This window comes from Dechloromonas sp. HYN0024, from assembly GCF_003441615.1.
In the GTDB taxonomy this organism is placed as follows: Bacteria; Pseudomonadota; Gammaproteobacteria; order Burkholderiales; family Rhodocyclaceae; genus Azonexus.
This window is the reverse complement of the sequence record NZ_CP031842.1, coordinates 158,539-176,040: the sequence shown is the minus strand read 5'-3', so window position 1 is coordinate 176,040 and position 17,502 is coordinate 158,539. Positions and strand designations below refer to the sequence as shown.

Here is a 17,502-nt window from a genome sequence, read left to right as displayed (position 1 = left end):
ATGAATCACAGTGCAGCGGCCGTCCTGCACTGGCCGGTCACCTTCGACAAGACACCGGAGTTGCTGATTGTTGGCGTCCCTACGCCTGATACGTCGCTTCGTTCGACAGCCCGGCAGATCGTTCGTGAGGTGCTCAGGGAAATACTTGGTCAGGTCGAACTGATCTCGGTACCAGGTCAGCCAATACAGATCGCCGGAACAGATCGGCGGATCGGCATTTCAGTCAGCCATGAAAGCGGACTTTCGCTCGTCGCCATCAATTATTCCGGCCCGATTGGCGTCGATCTGCTTCGAGTTCCGGCATCTCCGCTCCCAGAGGAAGAAATCGCAGTACTGGCCCGCGACTATCTCGGCCCGGACAGCGCCCGCCGAATCGCCGAGCTACCGGCATCGGCACAGTTGATGCAATTTGCGCAGGACTGGGCGAAACACGAGGCCAGCCTGAAATGCCTGGGTTTAGGACTGGAAGAATGGAGCACGGCCTTGGCGGAGAAACTGCTGCCATGCCGGACGCAAAAACTGGCCTTGCCGGCCGGCTACACCGGCGCCATGGCAACGCTCAAAGAGGACGAAAGCCCAAACGCTTGAGTAACTCGCCAGTTTCACAAACGGGCAGCCCCATGACCCCGGTATAGCTGCCGGCAAGGTGGGCCACGAACATGCCGGCACGCCCCTGGATGCCATAGGCACCGGCCTTGTCCATCGGTTCGCCGCTCATCACGTACTGGCGGATTTCGCCATCGTCGATTTCGCGGAAGGTTACTTCACTGGTCGACAACACATATTCGCTCCGCCCCTGATGATCGACGGCAACCCCCGTTAGCACACGATGCGTGCGCCCCGACAGGCGACGCAGGATGGCGGCGGCATCGGCCCGGTCGACCGGTTTGCCGATAATTTCCCCATCCAGTTCAAGTGTCGTATCAGCCGACAGGACGGGACGCATCGGCAGGCGGCGCTCCTTGACAATGCGCTGGCCATGCACCGCCTTGGCCCTGGCTACGCGTTCGACGTAATCAACGGGAGCCTCACCGACCAGTGGCGTTTCATCAGTTTCGCTATCGGCCCGCTTACCGTCGCGAAAGACGACCGTATCGAAGTCAATGCCGATCTGATGCAGCAACTCGCGACGGCGCGGGCTGCGCGAAGCTAGATAGATACGCATCACCCCTCCCGGTGGTATGGATGGTTTTTCAGGACGCTGACAGCACGATACAACTGTTCACACAATAGCAGACGCGCCATGCCATGTGGAAGTGTCAGACTGGACAGCCGCAAACGGTCGTCAGCCTGCGCCTTGAATTCCTCATCCAGTCCGTCGGCGCCACCGATCAGCAAGGCTACGTCGCGCCCGTCCTGCATCCAGACCTCCAGCCTCTTGGCCAGCTTGAGGGTGGTCAGGTCGTCACCTTTCTCATCGAGCACGACAATCCGGCAACTGCCCGGCAAGGCATCGCGGATGCGGCCCTTCTCGGCGGCGAGCAATTGTTCGCGGGTTTTGGAACCACGTGCTTCAGGCTTGATCTCAGTGACGCTAGCCGGCAGTTCGCGCGGCATGCGCTTGAGGTACTCGGCACAGCCTTCGTTCACCCACGCTGGCTGACGATGGCCGACGGCGAGCACCGCCAACTTCATGCGTCGCGGGCCTGCTCCACGGCCTTGCGACGCTGGGCAGGGGTGGCTGACCAGAGTTCTTCAAGGTTGTAGTACTGACGCACGTTGGGTTGCATGACATGGACGACGATATCGCCGAGGTCAACCAGCACCCATTCACCGCCGTCTTCGCCCTCGGTCGAGATGACTTCGGCACCAGCTTCCTTGACCTTTTCCTGGACGTTGCTGGCCAGCGACTTGACCTGGCGGTTGGAGTCACCGGTGGCGATGACGATGCGATCGAACATCGACGTCAGCTTCGATGTGTTGATGACTTCGATGTCCTTGCCCTTGATGTCTTCGAGGGCGGAAACGATAATTTTTTGCAGCTTGCGGATGTCCATCAGGTACTTTTATAGAGTTGGTGAAGGTGAATATAGTCGAGAACGGCATCGGGCAGCAAATAACGCGCCGATAAACCGTTGGCCAACAGCTTGCGGATTTGCGTCGCCGAGATGGCGAGTTGGGTCATGGCAAAAGTGACAATGCCCCCGGCTGGCGATTGTTTCAGCCCGCCGACATCACTCAGGCGACGGTCGTAAAATTCGGTCGCCAGTTCATGTGGCAGGCTGCTCGCCTCCACCGGAAAACCCGGCCGGTGCGACACGGCCACATGCGCCAGAGCAAAAATGTCGCGCCAGCGATGCCAACTGGCCAGGCCGGCAAAGGCATCGGCCCCGACGAGCAGGACCAGCGACTGATCGGCCCCGAGCTCCTGGCGCAAGCGCTCGAGCGTGTGCACCGTATAGCTTGGGACTGCGGCGTCGACTTCGCTGGTATCGACAGAAAATCGGTCATTGTTATCGGCGGCCCGCAGCACCATCTCCAGACGCTGCCCCGCCGTAACTTGAGGCGTGCCGCGATGCGGCGGCTGACCGGCCGGAATCCAGCGCACCCCCCCCAGCCCGAGATGGGCGACGGCCTCCTCAGCCAGCCTGAGATGACCAAAATGGACGGGGTCGAAGGTGCCTCCGAAGAGGCCGAGCGGCTCAGACAATTTCGGAGATGCCGAAGATGTCGCGGTAACAGGCGTAGAAACTGGCGAACACGGTCGGCGCTATGACCAGCACCATCGGCATGGTAATAACGGCCGCAATGAAATTCGCTGCATCGGGAAAAATCAGCAGCAACAGACCGAGCAGGACGCCGGGCGCGATGCCGGCCACCAACATCAGGCCAACACCATAAACAAGGAAAGCCCGCCAGTTGATCCAGCAGGCGACCAGGCTGAAGAACAGCGAGCGCCCCAGCGACAGGTGGTGCCAGGCAGCAAGCACCGGGGCAAACCAGTAGGCCATCATGACCGGCGTCATCATGACCATGACGAATAGTGCCGGCGCGATGAAATCAGCGTCTTCGGCGGCAAGTCTTTCGGCGCGGCTACTGGCCATCATGAAATGAAACATGTCACCACCATCAAGCAACGCGGACAGGCCGAGAATGCCGAGCGTGCAGCACAGGTAGAGGGCACCAAGAGCGATCAGGGTGCGGCCGTTTTCCTTCAGGCTGCCGAACAGGGTCTGTACGCCAATCGGCTGACCGCGTTCGACCTGACGGGCCGCCTGCATGAGGCCAACCGACAGCCCCGGGATAATCAGCGAGGCGGCCAGTGTGCCGATAAAGGGCAGAATATTGAGGAAAATCACCGTAAACCAGTAGGTCAGCACGAGCATGCCGAGCACCAGCGGATTACGGCGGAAGATGGCAAAGCCGGTCATTATCCAGCTCCAGCCCGCGGCCGAAGGCAGTGTCTGGGCGCGCATGCTCAACTCCCCACGAAGATGTCGCGGTAGGAGACGTAGACCGCGCCGGAGGCAACCGGCAGGAGCAGGAGCAAGCCCATGCCGACCGGCAGCATGGCGAAGAACAGCGCCACCACGAGAAAAATGGCAAAGATGGCCATCGGCAGGAAATTTTTGGCTCCGGCGGCAAAGCTCGCTTTCATCGCATCGAGCGCTTGCATGTCGTGCAGCAAAACCAGGGCTGGCGCGAACCAGGTCGCCATAATGACCGGTACCGACAGCACCATGACGAGCAATCCGGCCAGCATGACACCGCCAAGGGCAATGCCGAAGCCGGCGACCTTGCCAGTGATGCCTCCGCCAATGATGCCGCCGCTGACGAGCAAAAAGGCGACGAAGGCAATGCCGAAGATTCCCATCGCAAAGAAGACGCCAACCATGACCAATTGCCCGGCATTATGGCGAAAACCGGCAAACAGATCGGCAATTTCAGGCTCTTCACCCTCACCCAGGCGTCGGCACAGCTTGATCATGCCCGCCCCGAAGAGCGGCACCAGCAGGTGCGCAGCGATCTGCCCAAACAGGGGCACGATGGAAATGGCCATGAGCATGATCAGTAACAGGACCGTACTGCCGATCCACACCCCCGGATTAACGAGGAACATGGTCCAGCCCTGACGCAGCCAGTCAAAACAGGCACCGGGATCGACTTCACGGCTGTCGCCCGTAAAACGGGTCGGCGCCATCGGGAAAACAGGAGTTTCGCTCATGCGCGGATGCTAACGGGGCAGCGCTTCGGGAGCAAGGCGAAAACGCGCCAACATGTGCTGAAAGTGTGTCGGATTCTTGATCGTTACCACTTCTCCCCGCCGTGGCCGATGCCTGACTTCCAGCCGGAGCAACCAGAAACGCAAGGCGGCAGCCCGCCGCATGGCCGGCCAGGCGACTCTTTCAGCCTCGCTCAGCGGACGTTGTCCTTGATAGCCGGCGATCAGCGCATCCAGCGCCATCTCGTCAGCACACCAGTCGTTGGCGACAACGGCCAGATCAAAGAGCAGGACATCCTCGCCCGCGAAGTAGAAATCGAGGATGCCGGACAGTCGATCATCGCAATCCCACAACACATTGTCGCGAAAGAGGTCGGCGTGAATGATGCCGCGCGGCAAAGCCGAATAATCCTGAGCCGACTGGAAAGCCAGTTCATCAGCCAGCAATGCGCGCTCTTCCGGCGCGAGCATCGGTAACAGGCTTTCGCCCGTCGCCTGCCGCCAGGCTTCACCACACGGATTGGGCAAGGGATTGGGCAGGCGCAACGCTGCCCGGTGGAGGCGGGCCAAAAGATCACCCACCGCTTTGCAATGCGTGGCCCTGGGCAATTCGAGGGCAGCACCTGGCAGGCAGGTGAGCAGGGCTGCGGGTTTACCGGCCAGCCAGCGCCATTGACGCCCGTCACCGGCTGCCAACGGGCGCGGACAGGGAATGCCGCTGTGCGCCAGGCTATCCTGCAAGGCAAGATAAAAATCGAGGGCGGAGGTGTCGAGGCCTTCGAACAGCGTCAGAACGAAACGACCAGCGGCCGTCGTCACAAAATAATTGGAGTTCTGCATGCCGGCAGCGATGCCGGCATGATCAATCAGTTCGCCGAGACCGAGGGGCTGGAGCCAGACAGCAAGCTCATCCCGACCAACCGTGGTATAGACGGACAAACCTTACCAGCTATGGATGATCCACATCGGTGGCTTGACCACCGGCTGGGCGATATCGGCCTGGATGAACTGGCCGTCCCCATGGTTGTCGACCAGGTAGTAGGCGGGACCAACTGCCGGCGTCACCTTGACCATGTAGAGCTTGCCTTTGATACGGTATTCCTCGCGGGTCTCAGTTTCGCGTTTGACAATGGTGACTTGCGGCTCGAGTGCCTCATCGAAGGCTTCCATGCCCGGTGGCGGTGGCGGCACAGCCGGCAAGGGCTGGAGATCGCCTTTCTGCGCCCAGACAGGCAAGGCGGCAAGGAGCAGTAGGGGAATAAGGCGGCGCATGTTCGAATCCTCGGTGATGATGTGTCGATTTTACAGGTTGAGGAGCATCTCGTGTTCGTTCGGCAGTGGGCCGAATGGACGAGCCTCGTAGTGCTTGAAAATGGCTTCGACGACTTTTTCCGGCTCATCGATAAGCTGGATAAGGTTCATGTCTTCGGCGTCGACCATCCCCTCGCTGACCAGCCGCTCCCTGAACCAGTCGATCATGCCGCCCCAGAATTCCGAACAGACGAGAATCAACGGAATCTTGCGTGCCTTGCCGGTCTGGATCAGGGTCAGCGCCTCCATCAGTTCGTCGAGCGTACCGAAACCGCCGGGCATGACGACATAGGCGCTGGCGAAGCGGACGAACATGTACTTGCGGGCGAAGAAGTGACGGAAGGTCTGTGAAATATCCTGATAGGGATTGTTGGCCTGTTCGTGCGGCAGCTGGATGTTGAGGCCGACGGAGGGCGACTTGCCAAAGAAGGCGCCTTTGTTGGCGGCTTCCATGATGCCGGGGCCACCGCCGGAAATGACCGAAAAACCGGAGTCCGACAGGAGGCGGGCGGTCTGCTCGGCAAGCATGTAATAGGGTGAATCAGGCCGCACGCGGGCGCTGCCGAACATGGTCACGGCCGGCCGGATGGCGGCGAGACGTTCAGTCGCCTCAACGAACTCTGACATAATGCCGAATATCCGCCAGGACTCGCGGGCCGTCGTGTTTTTCAGCAGGGCCTCGGTCTCAACGCCCATCACCAGCTTATCGCTCTCAGTCACCCGAATTACTCCTTATGCCTCTCTTATTGTTGGTGGACGGTTCGTCCTATCTCTACCGCGCCTTCCATGCCCTGCCTGAACTGCGCAACAAGGCGGGCGAGCCGACGGGTGCCATCTACGGCGTTCTGAACATGCTACGTCGTCTCGAGACCGACCACAAGGCAGACTACAAGGCCGTCGTCTTCGATGCCAAGGGCAAGACCTTCCGCGACGACTGGTACCCGGAATACAAGGCACACCGCCCGCCCATGCCGACCGACATGGTCAGCCAGATCGAACCCTTGCACGCTGCCATCAAGGCTGCCGGCTGGCCCTTGCTCATGGTCGACGGGGTCGAGGCTGACGACGTTATCGGCACGCTGGCCACCCAAGCCGCAGCGCACGGCATCAATACCCTGATTTCCACGGGGGACAAGGACCTGACTCAACTGGTCAATCCGCTCGTCCGCTGGTACAACACGATGAGCAACGAATTGCTCGACGAAGCCGGTGTCGAAGCCAAGTTCGGCGTCCCGCCGAACAAGATCGTTGATTACCTTGCCCTGGTTGGCGATACGGTCGACGGCGTCCCCGGCGTTGCCAAGTGCGGCCCGAAAACCGCCCTCAAGTGGCTAACGCAATACGGCTCGCTCGATGCAATCGTCGCCCACGCCGACGACATCGGCGGTGTCGTCGGCCAGAACCTGCGTGACCACCTCGGCTTTCTGCCGCTCGGTCGGAAACTCGTGACGGTTGCCTGCGACCTCTCCAATCTGCCAGCACCTAGCTCGCTGACCGTCACACCCCGCGACACCGACACCCTGCGCGAACTTTACAGCCGCTACCAGTTCCGCACCTGGCTGGGCGAAATCGACGGCCCCGAAGCAGCCGCCGCGGTGCCCGCCCGCGAAGGGTTGGCAGCAACGCCGGTCACCCCGACCGTCCCCACTCAGCTCTGCTACGAAACGGTACTGAGCTGGCCGCAATTCGACGACTGGCTGGCCAAGATTAACGCTGCCGAACTAACCGCACTCGACACCGAAACAACCAGCCTCGACTCTTTTGCTGCCTGCATTGTCGGCATCTCGCTATCGGTCACGCCCGGTGAGGCCTGCTACATTCCGCTCGCCCATACCGCCCCCGGCGTCGCCGACCAGTTGCCGCGCGAAGAAGTGCTCACCAAGCTGAAATCCTGGCTGGAAAGCAGCGAACACAAAAAAGTCCTGCAAAACGCCAAGTACGACCAGCATGTTTTCGCCAACCACGGTATCTCGCTGGCCGGCATCGCCCACGACACCATGCTGCAAAGCTACGTCATCGAGTCGGACAAGGGCCACGACCTCGGCCAGTTGTGCACCCGCCACCTGGGACTAGCCACCATCGCCTACGAAGACCTCTGCGGCAAGGGCGCCAAGCAAATCGGATTCGATCAGGTGGATATCGAACGCGCCGCCACCTATGCCGCCGAGGACGCCGACGTCACCCTGCGCGTCCATAACGTCCTGCACCCACAGTTTGCCCACGAAGCCGGCCTGTCGCGCATTTATCACGACATCGAAATGCCGGCCCGTCAGGTCATCTGGCAGATCGAGCGCAACGGCATCCTGATCGACAGCGATGTCCTGGCCCGCCAGAGCCACGAGATGGGCCAGAAGATCATGGCCCTTGAGGCCCAGGCTTACGAACTGGCTGGCCAACCCTTCAACCTCGCCTCGCCGAAGCAACTGGGCGAGATCCTGTTTGAAAAACTGGCCCTTCCGGTCAAGAAAAAAACGCCTTCGGGCGGCCCTTCCACCGATGAAGAAGTGCTCTCCGAACTGGCCCTCGACTACCCCTTGCCCAAGCTCCTGCTCGAACATCGCAGCCTGTCGAAGCTGAAGGGCACCTACACCGACAAGCTACCGCGCATGGTCAATCCACAGACCGGACGAGTGCATACTCACTTCTCGCAAGCCGCCGTGGTAACTGGGCGCCTGGCCTCAAGCGACCCCAATTTGCAGAACATTCCGGTGCGCAGCGAAGAGGGGCGCAAAATCCGCACCGCCTTCATCGCCCCACCCGGCAGCCATATCGTGTCAGCCGACTATTCGCAAATCGAACTGCGCATCATGGCCCACCTCTCAAGCGACGAACGCCTGCTCGACGCCTTCGCGCAGGGCGAGGATGTACATCGCGCCACAGCCGGCGAAATCTTTGGCGTCACACCGCTCGAAGTTGGCCCCGACCAGCGTCGCGTCGCCAAGAGCATCAACTTCGGCCTGATCTACGGCATGAGCGCCTTCGGCCTGGCCCGCCAGCTCGGACTTGAGCGCAGCGCGGCGCAAACCTACATCGACCGCTATTTCGCCCGTTACCCCGGCGTTGCCGCCTACATGGAAGAAGCCCGCGAAATGGCCCGGCAAAAGGGCTATGTCGAAACCGCCTTCGGCCGCCGACTGTGGTTCCCCGAGATTCGTTCAAGCAATGGCAATCGCCGCCAGGGCGCTGAGCGCGCCGCCATCAACGCGCCGATGCAGGGCACAGCGGCCGACCTGATCAAGCTGGCGATGATCGCCGTGCAGGACTGGCTGGAAAAATCAGCCCTGAAATCCCGCCTCGTCCTGCAAGTGCACGACGAACTGTTGCTCGAAGTACCGGATGCCGAACTGATGGAAATCCGCACCCATCTGCCGCGACTGATGAGTCAGGTAGCCGAGTTGAAAGTGCCGCTAGTTGTCGAGGTAGGTGTTGGGGCGAACTGGGAGGCGGCGCACTGAATCCGATCTGGGCCGACATCAAGCAGTGTTAGGGCCAAACTGCTGGCGGCGCCCGGCGCTCACCTGCTCCACGGTATAGGCATCAATACCCTGCTGCGCCCGGACCCGGTCCCCGGCCAGAATCTCGGCCAGACGGCGCTCATTTTCGGGCAAGTTCGACCGGTCATTTTCATGGTGCCAGAGATGCAGGACGGCAGTGGCAAAGCGACCATCCTTCCGGCGCACGCCAGCATGCAACAGCCGAATGGCAAGGTCGGCATCCTCATGCCCCCAACCCTGAAATGCCTCGTCAAAACCATTCACGCTATCAAAATCACTGCGCCAGATAGCCAGATTGCAGGTCCGCGCTCCTTTCCAGCGATTTGGCTGCGATTTCCGCCAGCCCTGACCGGGCACAAAACAAAGCGGCAGCCAACGGTTGATGGCTCCCGACAACCGACGCCCCAGCCAGGCCAAACGGCTATCAAAATGGAGGCGGGGGTACGGCGCCAGCAAGGCGTTGATGGTGAAATCCTTGCCCAGCAGGATGCGATTACCGGCAACGAACCAGCCTGCTTCGGCCAGCGCCCGGTGGCGGGCGACGAAATCGGGACGCAGGACACAATCGCCGTCAATAAAGACCAGATAATCACCACCACTGGCAGCCACCGCGAGATTGCGCGCGGCAGCGGCACGGAAGCCGTCATCAGTTTGCCAAAGATGGACCAGTGGCACCGGAAAATCAATCGCCGCGTCGGCAATCGCCGCTGCAGTCTCGGGTCGGGAGCCATCGTCGGCAACGAGAACCTCAAAGCCGGAGTCCGTCTGAGCGGCAAGGGAAAGCAGGACGGCCCGTAATGCATCCGGGCGGTTATAGGTGGTGACGATGAGGGAAAGTCTCATCGTTGCCTGTCATTCAGAAGCATCAGTTTCACTTGACGATAATAAGTACCTTCGGCATTGGAAACTGCGAGCATGAATCCTTCGCGACCATCGAGAAATCCGGCGCGTATGACGTAGGTCCGCAAAAAGGCAACCAGCCCCTTCAGAACGGCCAGCCCAAGGGATGAGCCCCTTCCCTTTTGCCGAGCCATTTCGGCACCAGCGCTTGAGTAGCGGTTCATCTTGTCGATCACTTCTTCAAGGCTGGTAAATGCCTCGTGCTCCAGATGGGCTCGCAAATGCCCCGGACGCTCGGAAAAAACGAGCTTTTCATGAACCAAATCTGGAGAAAACCGTGCGCTACCCCGCCGGAAAAGACGGGCGACATAATCCGGCCACCAGCCGGAGTGACGCATGGGACGCCCCAGATAAGAGGAAAGACGAGGCATCATGTAAACATTGGATACACCTGCTTCCATGACCTGAAGGATTTCCTCACGCAGGGCGTCAGTCACCGCTTCGTCAGCATCGAGCGACAGTACCCAATTTCCCCGGGCAAAATCGAGCGCTCTATTTTTCTGTGGCCCGAATCCAGGCCAATCGGTCACTTCGACCCTGGCCCCGAGACCCCGACAAATCTCCACGGTCTTGTCGCTACTTCCAGAATCAAGAACGATCACTTCATCGGCAAACGACACCGAGCGTAAACAGTCTCCAATGCAGTGCGCTTCGTTCTTTGTGATCACTACGACGGAGAGTTTCATGCCGGCCTTTTCATTACGAACAGCGCCCCGATTACCGCCGCTGTGTTTCATTTGACGCCCTCCCGCAGCTTCGTCAATTCAGGCCGGCGAGGTGAGCGGTGTATTATAAATACTTTACCGTTTCCGATCATTCCCCACTCTTGTCTGCCTTAACTTCGCCCCCTGACCCCATCCTCAAGCCCCGAAACGTCTTGTTGGTATGCACCCAACGGATTGGCGATGTATTGCTGGCCACCCCTTTGGCACACTCGTTAAAAAATGCCTGGCCCGATATCGAGGTCGACTTTCTGGTTCTACCTGGCACCCAGGGTGTACTCGAAGGCAATCCAGACGTGGGCCGAATCCTCATCTTTCCGCAGCGCGTTAATTTGCGAGAGAAAGTCAGCCAGTTTGCCCGTATATGGCGCCGCTACGACCTAGCGATTGCCGCAACGCCCAGTGACCGTGCCCGAATTTTCGCGGCAGCGGCATCAGCTAAATCACGTGGCTTTCTCACGGATGAAAAACATCAGTGGGCCCAGCGCCGCCTTCTCGACCTCGCCATTCCTTTTGACAATCTCCACACGCACACCATCTGCATGGGCTTGCAATTGCTTGAGTCACTGGGCATTCCCCCAATTGCCGAAGTCCAGACACCGCGCTGCTCGCCAAGCCGCTGGGTTCAGCGCAAGAATGAACTTGGCCTAGACAGCCAAAACTATGCGGTCATCCATCCCAACCCAAAGTTCCGCTACAAAATGTGGCGTCAGGAAAACTGGTCCGCACTGATCGACTGGCTGCGCGAGCAGTCGTTACAAGTACTCCTGACTGGCAGCAACGCGCCGGAAGAAGCAGCCTACGTCAACGCCATTGCCGCATCCAGACCACATGCCTGCCGCTCGCTGGCAGGTCAGCTCTCGCTTGCCGAAACAGCTGAGCTATTACGGGAGGCTCGGCTATATGTGGGCCCGGACACAGCTGTCACCCACATTGCGGCTGCAGCAGGAACGCCCACCATCGCGCTGTTCGGCCCCTCCAATCCTATTAAGTGGGGTCCGTGGCCAAACGGCTGGAACAGCCATGAAAGCCCATGGGCAAGCCGTGGCAGTCGCCGACACGGGAATGTTTGGCTGATTCAGGGCGAAGGAGACTGTGTTCCTTGCCTGCTCGAAGGTTGCGACCGTCACCTTGAGAGCGAGAGTCGCTGCCTTGTGGAAATCAGCGTCGAACGTGTTGCAACGGCAGCAAGCGCTTTACTTGCAGACGCCTAACTCTGCAATCGCGCCCTGACCTGGGCATAGGCAAAACCTAGTACCAGCGCTTGCATCAGCAGCATGTGATCGCGGTAAACCGAGTCAAACACGCCACGCGCTATCCATAAGAGCGACAATCCGGCCAGCACAAGCGCCCACGTATTTTGACGTCCATCCATCGATAGGGCGCGCCAGCCGGTCAGAAAAAACGACCCCAGCAACAAAAAGTAGAGCAGCCCCCCCAACCAGCCCAGCGCCAAGGCCGTATCGATCCAGCCGTTGTGCGAATGCGCCATCAGAATGGCAGGTTGTGCACAGCGCTGACGTAGCGCCTTCTCAAACGACTGCTTCGATCCGTCGATGCCCAGCGGATGTTCAAGCACAAGATCAAGACCGATTCGCGCCAGCGCCACACGGGTTCCATCGCCATTAGCAACCTTTGTCTGGATATCGGCCAGATCAATCGGGGACAACTCGGGACGCTCCAGCTTAAGTCGAGCACCGTATGCCTCTTGCCCCTCACAGTAGAGCACTTGCGGATCGCCAGAAAAACCCTGCGCAAGTCGATTGACCATGCCCAACCAGCGACCGTCTGTGTGTCCAGCAAACATTAACAGCCCGCCCGCCAAGACAAGCGCGACAGCGGCTAAACCAGCCAGTGTTTTCCATTGCCGAGACTGGTAGGTCGACAGTATCCAGATCGCCGGCAAGCCAAACATTGCGAGCAATACGAAAATGACACCGGCTCTTGAGTGGCTGATCAAAGGACAAATTAGGCAAAGCATGAGGGGTATCGCCAGCCGCGCCCTCGCCTTCCCAGTCATCGACCTGCCGGCGGCCATCAATAGCACAACTGACTGTAGTGCTGCATAGCCAATATCTGCATGGTGCAGGTGGACACCCCAATAGCCCCAAGGAAATGCCTCTATCGATCCCGGTGCCGCACTCTGAATCTGCGCCGGGCCCCCATCTCCCGACCAGAAACCAACACTAGCCGGCAACACCCCGCACCACACGAACAAGACCATCCCTAGATGCAACATTAAAGGCACGGCACTGGCCAGCCCCAAGACTAGACAGAGACCCTCGTCTCGCCACCCAGGCACGGCCATGCGACCAACAAGGGATGTTGCCATCAAGGCCAATCCGGCAGGCCACCATTGCCTGCCCATGTTAACCAGTGTTGACGACGCATCCGCAGTCAACAACGGAAAGATAAATAGGAAGCCCACCCATAAGGCCACTAGCGGCTCATGCAGGAAGCGAACACTCCAGCCGGAGCACCGAAAAACCACCAGCAGCACAAACAGCAAAAGCAGAGAATGCCTCAACACCGGCAGGTTTGGAAAAGGCAATATCGCCAACAGGGTCGCGAGGAGGACAATGAACAACGAAACCGCCCACCCATGCAAGCTGCAAACAGCGGACAAGATTTGTCTGACCGGAGATATTGTCATGAAGTTTCAACACCTGATTTTCTCACCTTGCGGCGCCACAACCAGCGCTTCAGCGGATTACGCGGCAAGTCGGACATAAGCATGACGGCACGCAGCTTCTGCCGAGTTTCCAAAGCTTCGTTCCAGACCCCGCTCTGCTTCAACCGCGCATACGCGATAAGAACGGCAAGATTGTCGTCTCTTCTGTGGGGCATGCGGGCATCAGGATGCCGACTCAGGAAAATTTCCTTGTTGCGCCGAATCAACTGCTTCTGCTCCGCGGTTCGCTTGAAACTTGAGCTCCCAGCGTGATAAACAAAGGCATCTTCGCAAATGGCGGAAATAAAGCCGAGTCGCAGGGCCCGCATGCTGAAATCGAAATCCTCGTAATAACCTTTGCCGAAGACAGTATCGAGACCACCCAAACTGGCCCACAGAGAACGGCGGATACCGACACAGAAAAAATCGGCCCGGTAACAAGGAATTAGTACCCCCGTATCATCGGCCAACAGGCGGCCGGCAGAAGCAATAACCGTTTCCGGCGTTTCCCCTTCGAGCGCCAGGTATTGACCGTTGCCCGCAGCGTTGGTGAGGGGACCAATGATGCCCACATCCGCTGCAGCACGGCCGAAAGCATCAATCAGCCGCGCCAGGGCATCTGAGGCAAAACGGGTATCGCTATTGACCAGTACGATCCAATCAGCATCGGTGGCAGCGACTCCAAGATTCATGCCACCGGCAAAACCAAGGTTCTCCCCGGTAAGCAAGACGCGCAACTCAGGATGCAATTCGCCATACGCCTGCAACTGGCTGGCACTGTCATCCGGCGAAGCGTTGTCTACAGCCAATACAGGAACGCCCAAGCTGATGGCGGCAGGTAGTACCGAATCAAGGCAATGGCGGGTGAGCTTATCGAATTGCCCGTAGCCCAGAACAATCAGCGCCGCCCGGGTCATTTATTTTCTCCCACCAGTCCGGCAGTCCCGCATTCATCGAGGATGCGCCGGACAGCCTGCTCGACACCGAGTGGCGGCGATGCCTCCGGTGTCATCGTCAAACAACCCGCTGACCAATCAGCATAGATGCTGTCAATGCCGTTGAGAATTGCCGCCTGATCGTCTGTCGGCGCAACGTATCCACCATGTTCGATGACCAGTCGATCAAGTTGCGGATTGCGCCAGGTCAACGCAAGCACCGGACGCCTCGTCCAGAAATACTCATAAACCTTGGACGGAATGTATTCGGGACATTCTGGAATCATTCCGTGCATCAGCAACAGACAATCCGCCTCATGCATCTTGATCATGACCCGCTCACGACCGGACAACCCACTCTCTGGACAAGCTTCCAGTCGCCCATGGCAAACCATGAGAGACTCGATTCCCAGCGTTTCAGCCAGCTTACTGCTGTCGGTATCGAGTGCGCCTCCGTAGATGTCGACGCGGATCTGCCGGCGTCGTTCCGGATACCGTTGCAGCCACTGGCCCAGTGTCCGAACAAAGGGGGCCAGACTACGCGTCGCATCCAGCGACCCAAAATGGGCGAAGACCAATTGCTCGCCACGACGGTAACTTGCTTGAACCGTCGGTGGATTGGCGCCAGGAAAAACAACAAAACCACGCGCCGCGAGTTGCGGATTTCGGGCCTGCGCACCGCGCAAAGCACCCTCCGTAAACCACCAGACGCGGTCGGCATGGGTACAGATCATTTTTTCGAGCCATGCCTGAAAGCGCTGATCCCGCGTCTGCGGCACCTGCCCCGGCCGAACCATGGGATCATGGATTTCGGCAATCCACGGCGCCCCAAGCCAGCGCTTGAGCCAGTAGGCAGCCAAATGCGCAGAATAGGCACCGCCGGTCGAATACACGACTGTGCCAGCAGTTTTCCGAAGCATCAGTGCGCCGCGAATAGCAGCAGGGAACGCCCACGACCATTGGCTCTGCAGTCCGAACAGGGCGCGCTCCAAAACGATAAGCGGTAGCAAGACAATAGATACGACGAGCATGATCATGCGATAGGCAAATCCCTTCCCGATACGAAGACGCAACATGTGCCGCAGATCGAAACGCAGCCCGGATGGCCCCCAGGGCAATAGTTGCTGATGTGTAACCGCTTTATCCCTGATTCCGGTCACCGCTGACAGGACAGATAAATGTACGCCATGAGCAGAAAGGAATGGCAGCTTGTCGGTAATGGTCTGACTGGCAGCCCGGCCATCCATATTGAAGCCATGCGAGAGAATGAGGAAATGAGGCATTGGTGTTGGAATGGGCTGAGCAAGTGTCATTGTAGAATACAACGCCGATTTAACTGAATGACAACGTCCCGATGAGCCCCACCGACAACCTCTACCAACAAAAAAATGACGCCTACTTTTCCCGGGCCCGCAAAGAAATCGCCCCGTTACTTACCAAAGAACGGAAACTGCGGGCGCTTGAAGTGGGTTGCTCCCAGGGGCAAACACTTGCCTGGCTAAAAAAAGAGGACTATTGCGAATGGGTCGCTGGCGTGGAGCCTTTCTCTCAGCCAGACGATGAAGCACTGGCATTAATTGACACGTTTTCCACGGTGAATATCGAGGAAAAATTGCCGGACATACCGGAACAGTCACTTGATCTGATTTTGTTTTTAGATGTACTCGAACACCTGATTAATCCGTGGCAAACATTGCGCGACATTGACTGCCTTCTGAAACCAGGCGGACGCTTCATCATTAGCGTACCAAACATCCGCAATTACCACATCCTTTCCGCCCTAGTGCTCAAAGGTCGCTTCGACTACACCGATGATGGCATTCTGGACAGAACTCACCTGCGATTTTTTACCCTGGCATCGGCCAAGCAACTCGCCGAGGCATCTGGGGCAAAAGTGGAAGCCTACCTGACGACCGGACTGGAGCGCCCCCAAAAGAAACTGCTCGGCAAACTCGGACTGGAAGGATTGTTGGCTACCCAATTCATTCTCTCCGCCCAAAAGCCATACTAAACGCCAAGGTAGCGGATATAACGCTTGATCGAACGGACAAGCCTCGATGCCAAATGCTTGTCAGATGATCCGCAATGTACCAAATTCCAGTTCGACTGCCGAAGCACCCCCAGATAGTTTTTCTGTAACTCCTTGTCTCCAATTTTTCTCTTCTGGTCGAAAAAATACTGGCTCTCATAGTAATAGATCTTAAATAACGGCTCACACGGCCAGAGGACAATGGGCCTGTATTTCAGCAACACTTCTCCATAGATTCGCAACTCATATGGAAACCGCACAATCAACTCGGCAAACGAAATACCCATCGGTACAAGTACTTCGCGATCCAGCGTTTTCCATACTTCTACCGACCACACCGCAGGAATCGCAAATATAAATTGGCGACCAGGCCGATCAAAGAATGCCTGCGCTTCAGCACATTCACGGGATATGTCCTTCCTGACCTGCGGATAGCGATAGCGGTCGCAGAACTCAAACAGTTCTTTGCCTTCCGTCATCACGGTATAAGGACTACCATCCGGCGCAATAAAGTCGTCCTCGCTGAAGTCGCGCAGGAACTCAGCATCAGAGTCGAGGCAGACATAACATTCGCTATGGCCCAGTCGCCAGAATTCGGATTTGACGATCTGCTGCGAAATGCCGCCTGGAAGGGCATTGATTTGCGCGATATCGTGCTTCGGGTTGGCCGCAATGATCGACTCATCGGACAGCAGGATCACGCTTGTCCCCGTCAGGTGTTGCCGGAACATCTCCAGGTCAGCCGCTGGAACTGACATGTAGAACGGCAATCCTTCACGGTTATAACGACCAATCGATTCAGCAAGATGTCCAGCGCGCAAAAGATCGCGCCTAAAGCTCTTACAGTACAGTGACAATTTACGCATGCGGCACTCACCAGGAGCTAAAAAAGGAAAATCTATTCTTCCGTTCTATCACTCAGCGAACTCCGCACCAAGAATAGACGAACAGTTAAACCAGCCTCGGACAGGGGCCCGATCTGACGCTCAATCAGCCAGCCAGGGAACCAACGTTATCGTGCTGCAAACGCTGTAATTTGGCATACACCCCATCAAGCGCCAACAACTCCGCATGCCTGCCGCGCTCGACGATGCGCCCCTGATCCAGCACCACAATCAGGTCTGCACGTTCGATGGTCGACAGGCGGTGGGCAATCACGATAGTCGTCCGGCCAAGAATCAGTGTGTCCAAGGCGGCCTGGATCAGACGTTCGGATTCGGTATCAAGGGCCGAAGTCGCCTCATCGAGAATCAAGACAGGTGCATTTTTTAGGAAAGC

Annotated in this window: 20 protein-coding genes; 4 read left to right on the top strand and 16 right to left on the bottom strand. The window is 58.3% G+C overall.

The window, feature by feature from the left end; genetic code table 11:
* The gene (locus tag HYN24_RS00875) at window positions 1-588 is read left to right on the top strand and encodes a 4'-phosphopantetheinyl transferase superfamily protein (RefSeq protein ID WP_117607529.1); all 588 of its coding nucleotides are present in this window, start codon (window positions 1-3) and stop codon (window positions 586-588) included.
* Here the strand turns inward: HYN24_RS00875 and HYN24_RS00870 are convergent.
* Genes HYN24_RS00870 through HYN24_RS00830 form a run of 9 tightly spaced genes read right to left on the bottom strand, consistent with a single transcriptional unit; the run spans window position 560 to window position 6,193 of the window.
* Window positions 560-1,165 carry a nucleoside triphosphate pyrophosphatase gene (locus HYN24_RS00870; RefSeq protein ID WP_117607528.1) on the bottom strand — a complete coding sequence of 202 codons (606 nt, stop codon included), beginning with the start codon at window positions 1,163-1,165 and terminating at the stop codon, window positions 560-562. The genes HYN24_RS00875 and HYN24_RS00870 overlap by 29 nt on opposite strands.
* The gene (rlmH, locus tag HYN24_RS00865) at window positions 1,165-1,635 is read right to left on the bottom strand and encodes a 23S rRNA (pseudouridine(1915)-N(3))-methyltransferase RlmH (RefSeq protein WP_117607527.1); all 471 of its coding nucleotides are present in this window, start codon (window positions 1,633-1,635) and stop codon (window positions 1,165-1,167) included. The genes HYN24_RS00870 and rlmH overlap by 1 nt, the downstream gene beginning before the upstream one ends.
* Window positions 1,632-1,997: a ribosome silencing factor gene (gene rsfS / locus HYN24_RS00860; RefSeq protein WP_117607526.1), complete on the bottom strand. Its 366-nt coding sequence runs from the start codon at window positions 1,995-1,997 to the stop codon at window positions 1,632-1,634. The genes rlmH and rsfS overlap by 4 nt, the downstream gene beginning before the upstream one ends.
* The gene (nadD, locus tag HYN24_RS00855) at window positions 1,997-2,650 is read right to left on the bottom strand and encodes a nicotinate-nucleotide adenylyltransferase (RefSeq protein WP_117607525.1); all 654 of its coding nucleotides are present in this window, start codon (window positions 2,648-2,650) and stop codon (window positions 1,997-1,999) included. Before nadD ends, rsfS begins: the two co-directional genes overlap by 1 nt.
* Window positions 2,643-3,416, bottom strand: coding sequence for a BPSS1780 family membrane protein (locus HYN24_RS00850; protein WP_117607524.1), 774 nt, complete (start codon window positions 3,414-3,416; stop codon window positions 2,643-2,645). The genes nadD and HYN24_RS00850 overlap by 8 nt, the downstream gene beginning before the upstream one ends.
* A 2-nt stretch (window positions 3,417-3,418) precedes the next feature.
* Window positions 3,419-4,165, bottom strand: a complete 747-nt coding sequence (locus HYN24_RS00845) for a BPSS1780 family membrane protein (protein ID WP_117607523.1) — start codon at window positions 4,163-4,165, stop codon at window positions 3,419-3,421.
* Window positions 4,166-4,174: 9 nt separating this feature from the next.
* Window positions 4,175-5,101 carry a homoserine kinase gene (locus HYN24_RS00840; protein ID WP_117607522.1) on the bottom strand — a complete coding sequence of 309 codons (927 nt, stop codon included), beginning with the start codon at window positions 5,099-5,101 and terminating at the stop codon, window positions 4,175-4,177.
* A 3-nt stretch (window positions 5,102-5,104) separates the two neighbouring features.
* The gene (locus HYN24_RS00835; RefSeq protein ID WP_117607521.1) at window positions 5,105-5,434 is read right to left on the bottom strand and encodes a DUF2782 domain-containing protein; all 330 of its coding nucleotides are present in this window, start codon (window positions 5,432-5,434) and stop codon (window positions 5,105-5,107) included.
* A gap of 30 nt (window positions 5,435-5,464) precedes the next feature.
* Entirely contained in the window at window positions 5,465-6,193 is a 729-nt protein-coding gene (locus HYN24_RS00830; protein ID WP_371413219.1) for a TIGR00730 family Rossman fold protein, read from the bottom strand.
* A gap of 14 nt (window positions 6,194-6,207) precedes the next feature.
* Between HYN24_RS00830 and polA the strand changes: the two genes are divergently transcribed.
* The gene (gene polA, locus HYN24_RS00825; RefSeq protein WP_117607519.1) at window positions 6,208-8,928 is read left to right on the top strand and encodes a DNA polymerase I; all 2,721 of its coding nucleotides are present in this window, start codon (window positions 6,208-6,210) and stop codon (window positions 8,926-8,928) included.
* Window positions 8,929-8,946: 18 nt separating this feature from the next.
* Here polA and HYN24_RS00820 read toward each other — a convergent pair whose 3' ends face one another.
* Both HYN24_RS00820 and HYN24_RS00815 read right to left on the bottom strand, forming a co-directional pair.
* The gene (locus tag HYN24_RS00820; RefSeq protein WP_117607518.1) at window positions 8,947-9,810 is read right to left on the bottom strand and encodes a glycosyltransferase family 2 protein; all 864 of its coding nucleotides are present in this window, start codon (window positions 9,808-9,810) and stop codon (window positions 8,947-8,949) included.
* Complete coding sequence (locus tag HYN24_RS00815; protein ID WP_117607517.1) at window positions 9,807-10,604, bottom strand: glycosyltransferase family 2 protein; 798 nt, start codon at window positions 10,602-10,604, stop codon at window positions 9,807-9,809. The genes HYN24_RS00820 and HYN24_RS00815 overlap by 4 nt, the downstream gene beginning before the upstream one ends.
* 173 nt (window positions 10,605-10,777) lie before the next feature.
* Between HYN24_RS00815 and HYN24_RS00810 the strand changes: the two genes are divergently transcribed.
* On the top strand, window positions 10,778-11,803 hold the full coding sequence (locus HYN24_RS00810) for a glycosyltransferase family 9 protein (RefSeq protein WP_162888559.1): 1,026 nt from the start codon (window positions 10,778-10,780) through the stop codon (window positions 11,801-11,803).
* Here the strand turns inward: HYN24_RS00810 and HYN24_RS00805 are convergent.
* From HYN24_RS00805 to HYN24_RS00795, 3 genes are all read right to left on the bottom strand, one after another.
* Window positions 11,800-13,176, bottom strand: a complete 1,377-nt coding sequence (locus HYN24_RS00805; protein WP_162888558.1) for an O-antigen ligase family protein — start codon at window positions 13,174-13,176, stop codon at window positions 11,800-11,802. The two genes, HYN24_RS00810 and HYN24_RS00805, sit on opposite strands and share 4 nt — an antisense overlap.
* 62 nt (window positions 13,177-13,238) lie before the next feature.
* Window positions 13,239-14,177, bottom strand: coding sequence for a glycosyltransferase family 2 protein (locus HYN24_RS00800; protein WP_117607514.1), 939 nt, complete (start codon window positions 14,175-14,177; stop codon window positions 13,239-13,241).
* Window positions 14,174-15,508, bottom strand: coding sequence for a glycosyltransferase (locus HYN24_RS00795; RefSeq protein ID WP_205421417.1), 1,335 nt, complete (start codon window positions 15,506-15,508; stop codon window positions 14,174-14,176). The genes HYN24_RS00800 and HYN24_RS00795 overlap by 4 nt, the downstream gene beginning before the upstream one ends.
* A gap of 41 nt (window positions 15,509-15,549) precedes the next feature.
* Between HYN24_RS00795 and HYN24_RS00790 the strand changes: the two genes are divergently transcribed.
* Window positions 15,550-16,206 carry a bifunctional 2-polyprenyl-6-hydroxyphenol methylase/3-demethylubiquinol 3-O-methyltransferase UbiG gene (locus tag HYN24_RS00790; protein ID WP_117607512.1) on the top strand — a complete coding sequence of 219 codons (657 nt, stop codon included), beginning with the start codon at window positions 15,550-15,552 and terminating at the stop codon, window positions 16,204-16,206.
* Here the strand turns inward: HYN24_RS00790 and HYN24_RS00785 are convergent.
* Window positions 16,203-17,090, bottom strand: a complete 888-nt coding sequence (locus HYN24_RS00785) for a DUF6492 family protein (RefSeq protein ID WP_117607511.1) — start codon at window positions 17,088-17,090, stop codon at window positions 16,203-16,205. The two genes, HYN24_RS00790 and HYN24_RS00785, sit on opposite strands and share 4 nt — an antisense overlap.
* A 124-nt stretch (window positions 17,091-17,214) precedes the next feature.
* The gene (locus tag HYN24_RS16060) at window positions 17,215-17,478 is read right to left on the bottom strand and encodes a hypothetical protein (RefSeq protein ID WP_240327796.1); all 264 of its coding nucleotides are present in this window, start codon (window positions 17,476-17,478) and stop codon (window positions 17,215-17,217) included.
* Window positions 17,479-17,502 lie beyond the last annotated feature (24 nt).

What these genes read in the sequence shown, in the direction of transcription:
- HYN24_RS00790 (WP_117607512.1), top strand. Translation starts at nt 15,550, where the DNA reads ATGAGCCCCACCGACAACCTCTACCAACAAAAAAATGACGCCTACTTT.
- HYN24_RS00835 (WP_117607521.1), bottom strand. Translation starts at nt 5,434, where the DNA reads ATGCGCCGCCTTATTCCCCTACTGCTCCTTGCCGCCTTGCCTGTCTGG.
- HYN24_RS00870 (WP_117607528.1), bottom strand. Translation starts at nt 1,165, where the DNA reads ATGCGTATCTATCTAGCTTCGCGCAGCCCGCGCCGTCGCGAGTTGCTG.
- HYN24_RS00785 (WP_117607511.1), bottom strand. Translation starts at nt 17,090, where the DNA reads ATGCGTAAATTGTCACTGTACTGTAAGAGCTTTAGGCGCGATCTTTTG.
- HYN24_RS00815 (WP_117607517.1), bottom strand. Translation starts at nt 10,604, where the DNA reads ATGAAACACAGCGGCGGTAATCGGGGCGCTGTTCGTAATGAAAAGGCC.
- HYN24_RS00795 (WP_205421417.1), bottom strand. Translation starts at nt 15,508, where the DNA reads ATGACACTTGCTCAGCCCATTCCAACACCAATGCCTCATTTCCTCATT.
- HYN24_RS00875 (WP_117607529.1), top strand. Translation starts at nt 1, where the DNA reads ATGAATCACAGTGCAGCGGCCGTCCTGCACTGGCCGGTCACCTTCGAC.
- polA (WP_117607519.1), top strand. Translation starts at nt 6,208, where the DNA reads ATGCCTCTCTTATTGTTGGTGGACGGTTCGTCCTATCTCTACCGCGCC.
- HYN24_RS00845 (WP_117607523.1), bottom strand. Translation starts at nt 4,165, where the DNA reads ATGAGCGAAACTCCTGTTTTCCCGATGGCGCCGACCCGTTTTACGGGC.
- HYN24_RS00800 (WP_117607514.1), bottom strand. Translation starts at nt 14,177, where the DNA reads ATGACCCGGGCGGCGCTGATTGTTCTGGGCTACGGGCAATTCGATAAG.
- HYN24_RS00850 (WP_117607524.1), bottom strand. Translation starts at nt 3,416, where the DNA reads ATGCGCGCCCAGACACTGCCTTCGGCCGCGGGCTGGAGCTGGATAATG.
- HYN24_RS00820 (WP_117607518.1), bottom strand. Translation starts at nt 9,810, where the DNA reads ATGAGACTTTCCCTCATCGTCACCACCTATAACCGCCCGGATGCATTA.
- rsfS (WP_117607526.1), bottom strand. Translation starts at nt 1,997, where the DNA reads ATGGACATCCGCAAGCTGCAAAAAATTATCGTTTCCGCCCTCGAAGAC.
- rlmH (WP_117607527.1), bottom strand. Translation starts at nt 1,635, where the DNA reads ATGAAGTTGGCGGTGCTCGCCGTCGGCCATCGTCAGCCAGCGTGGGTG.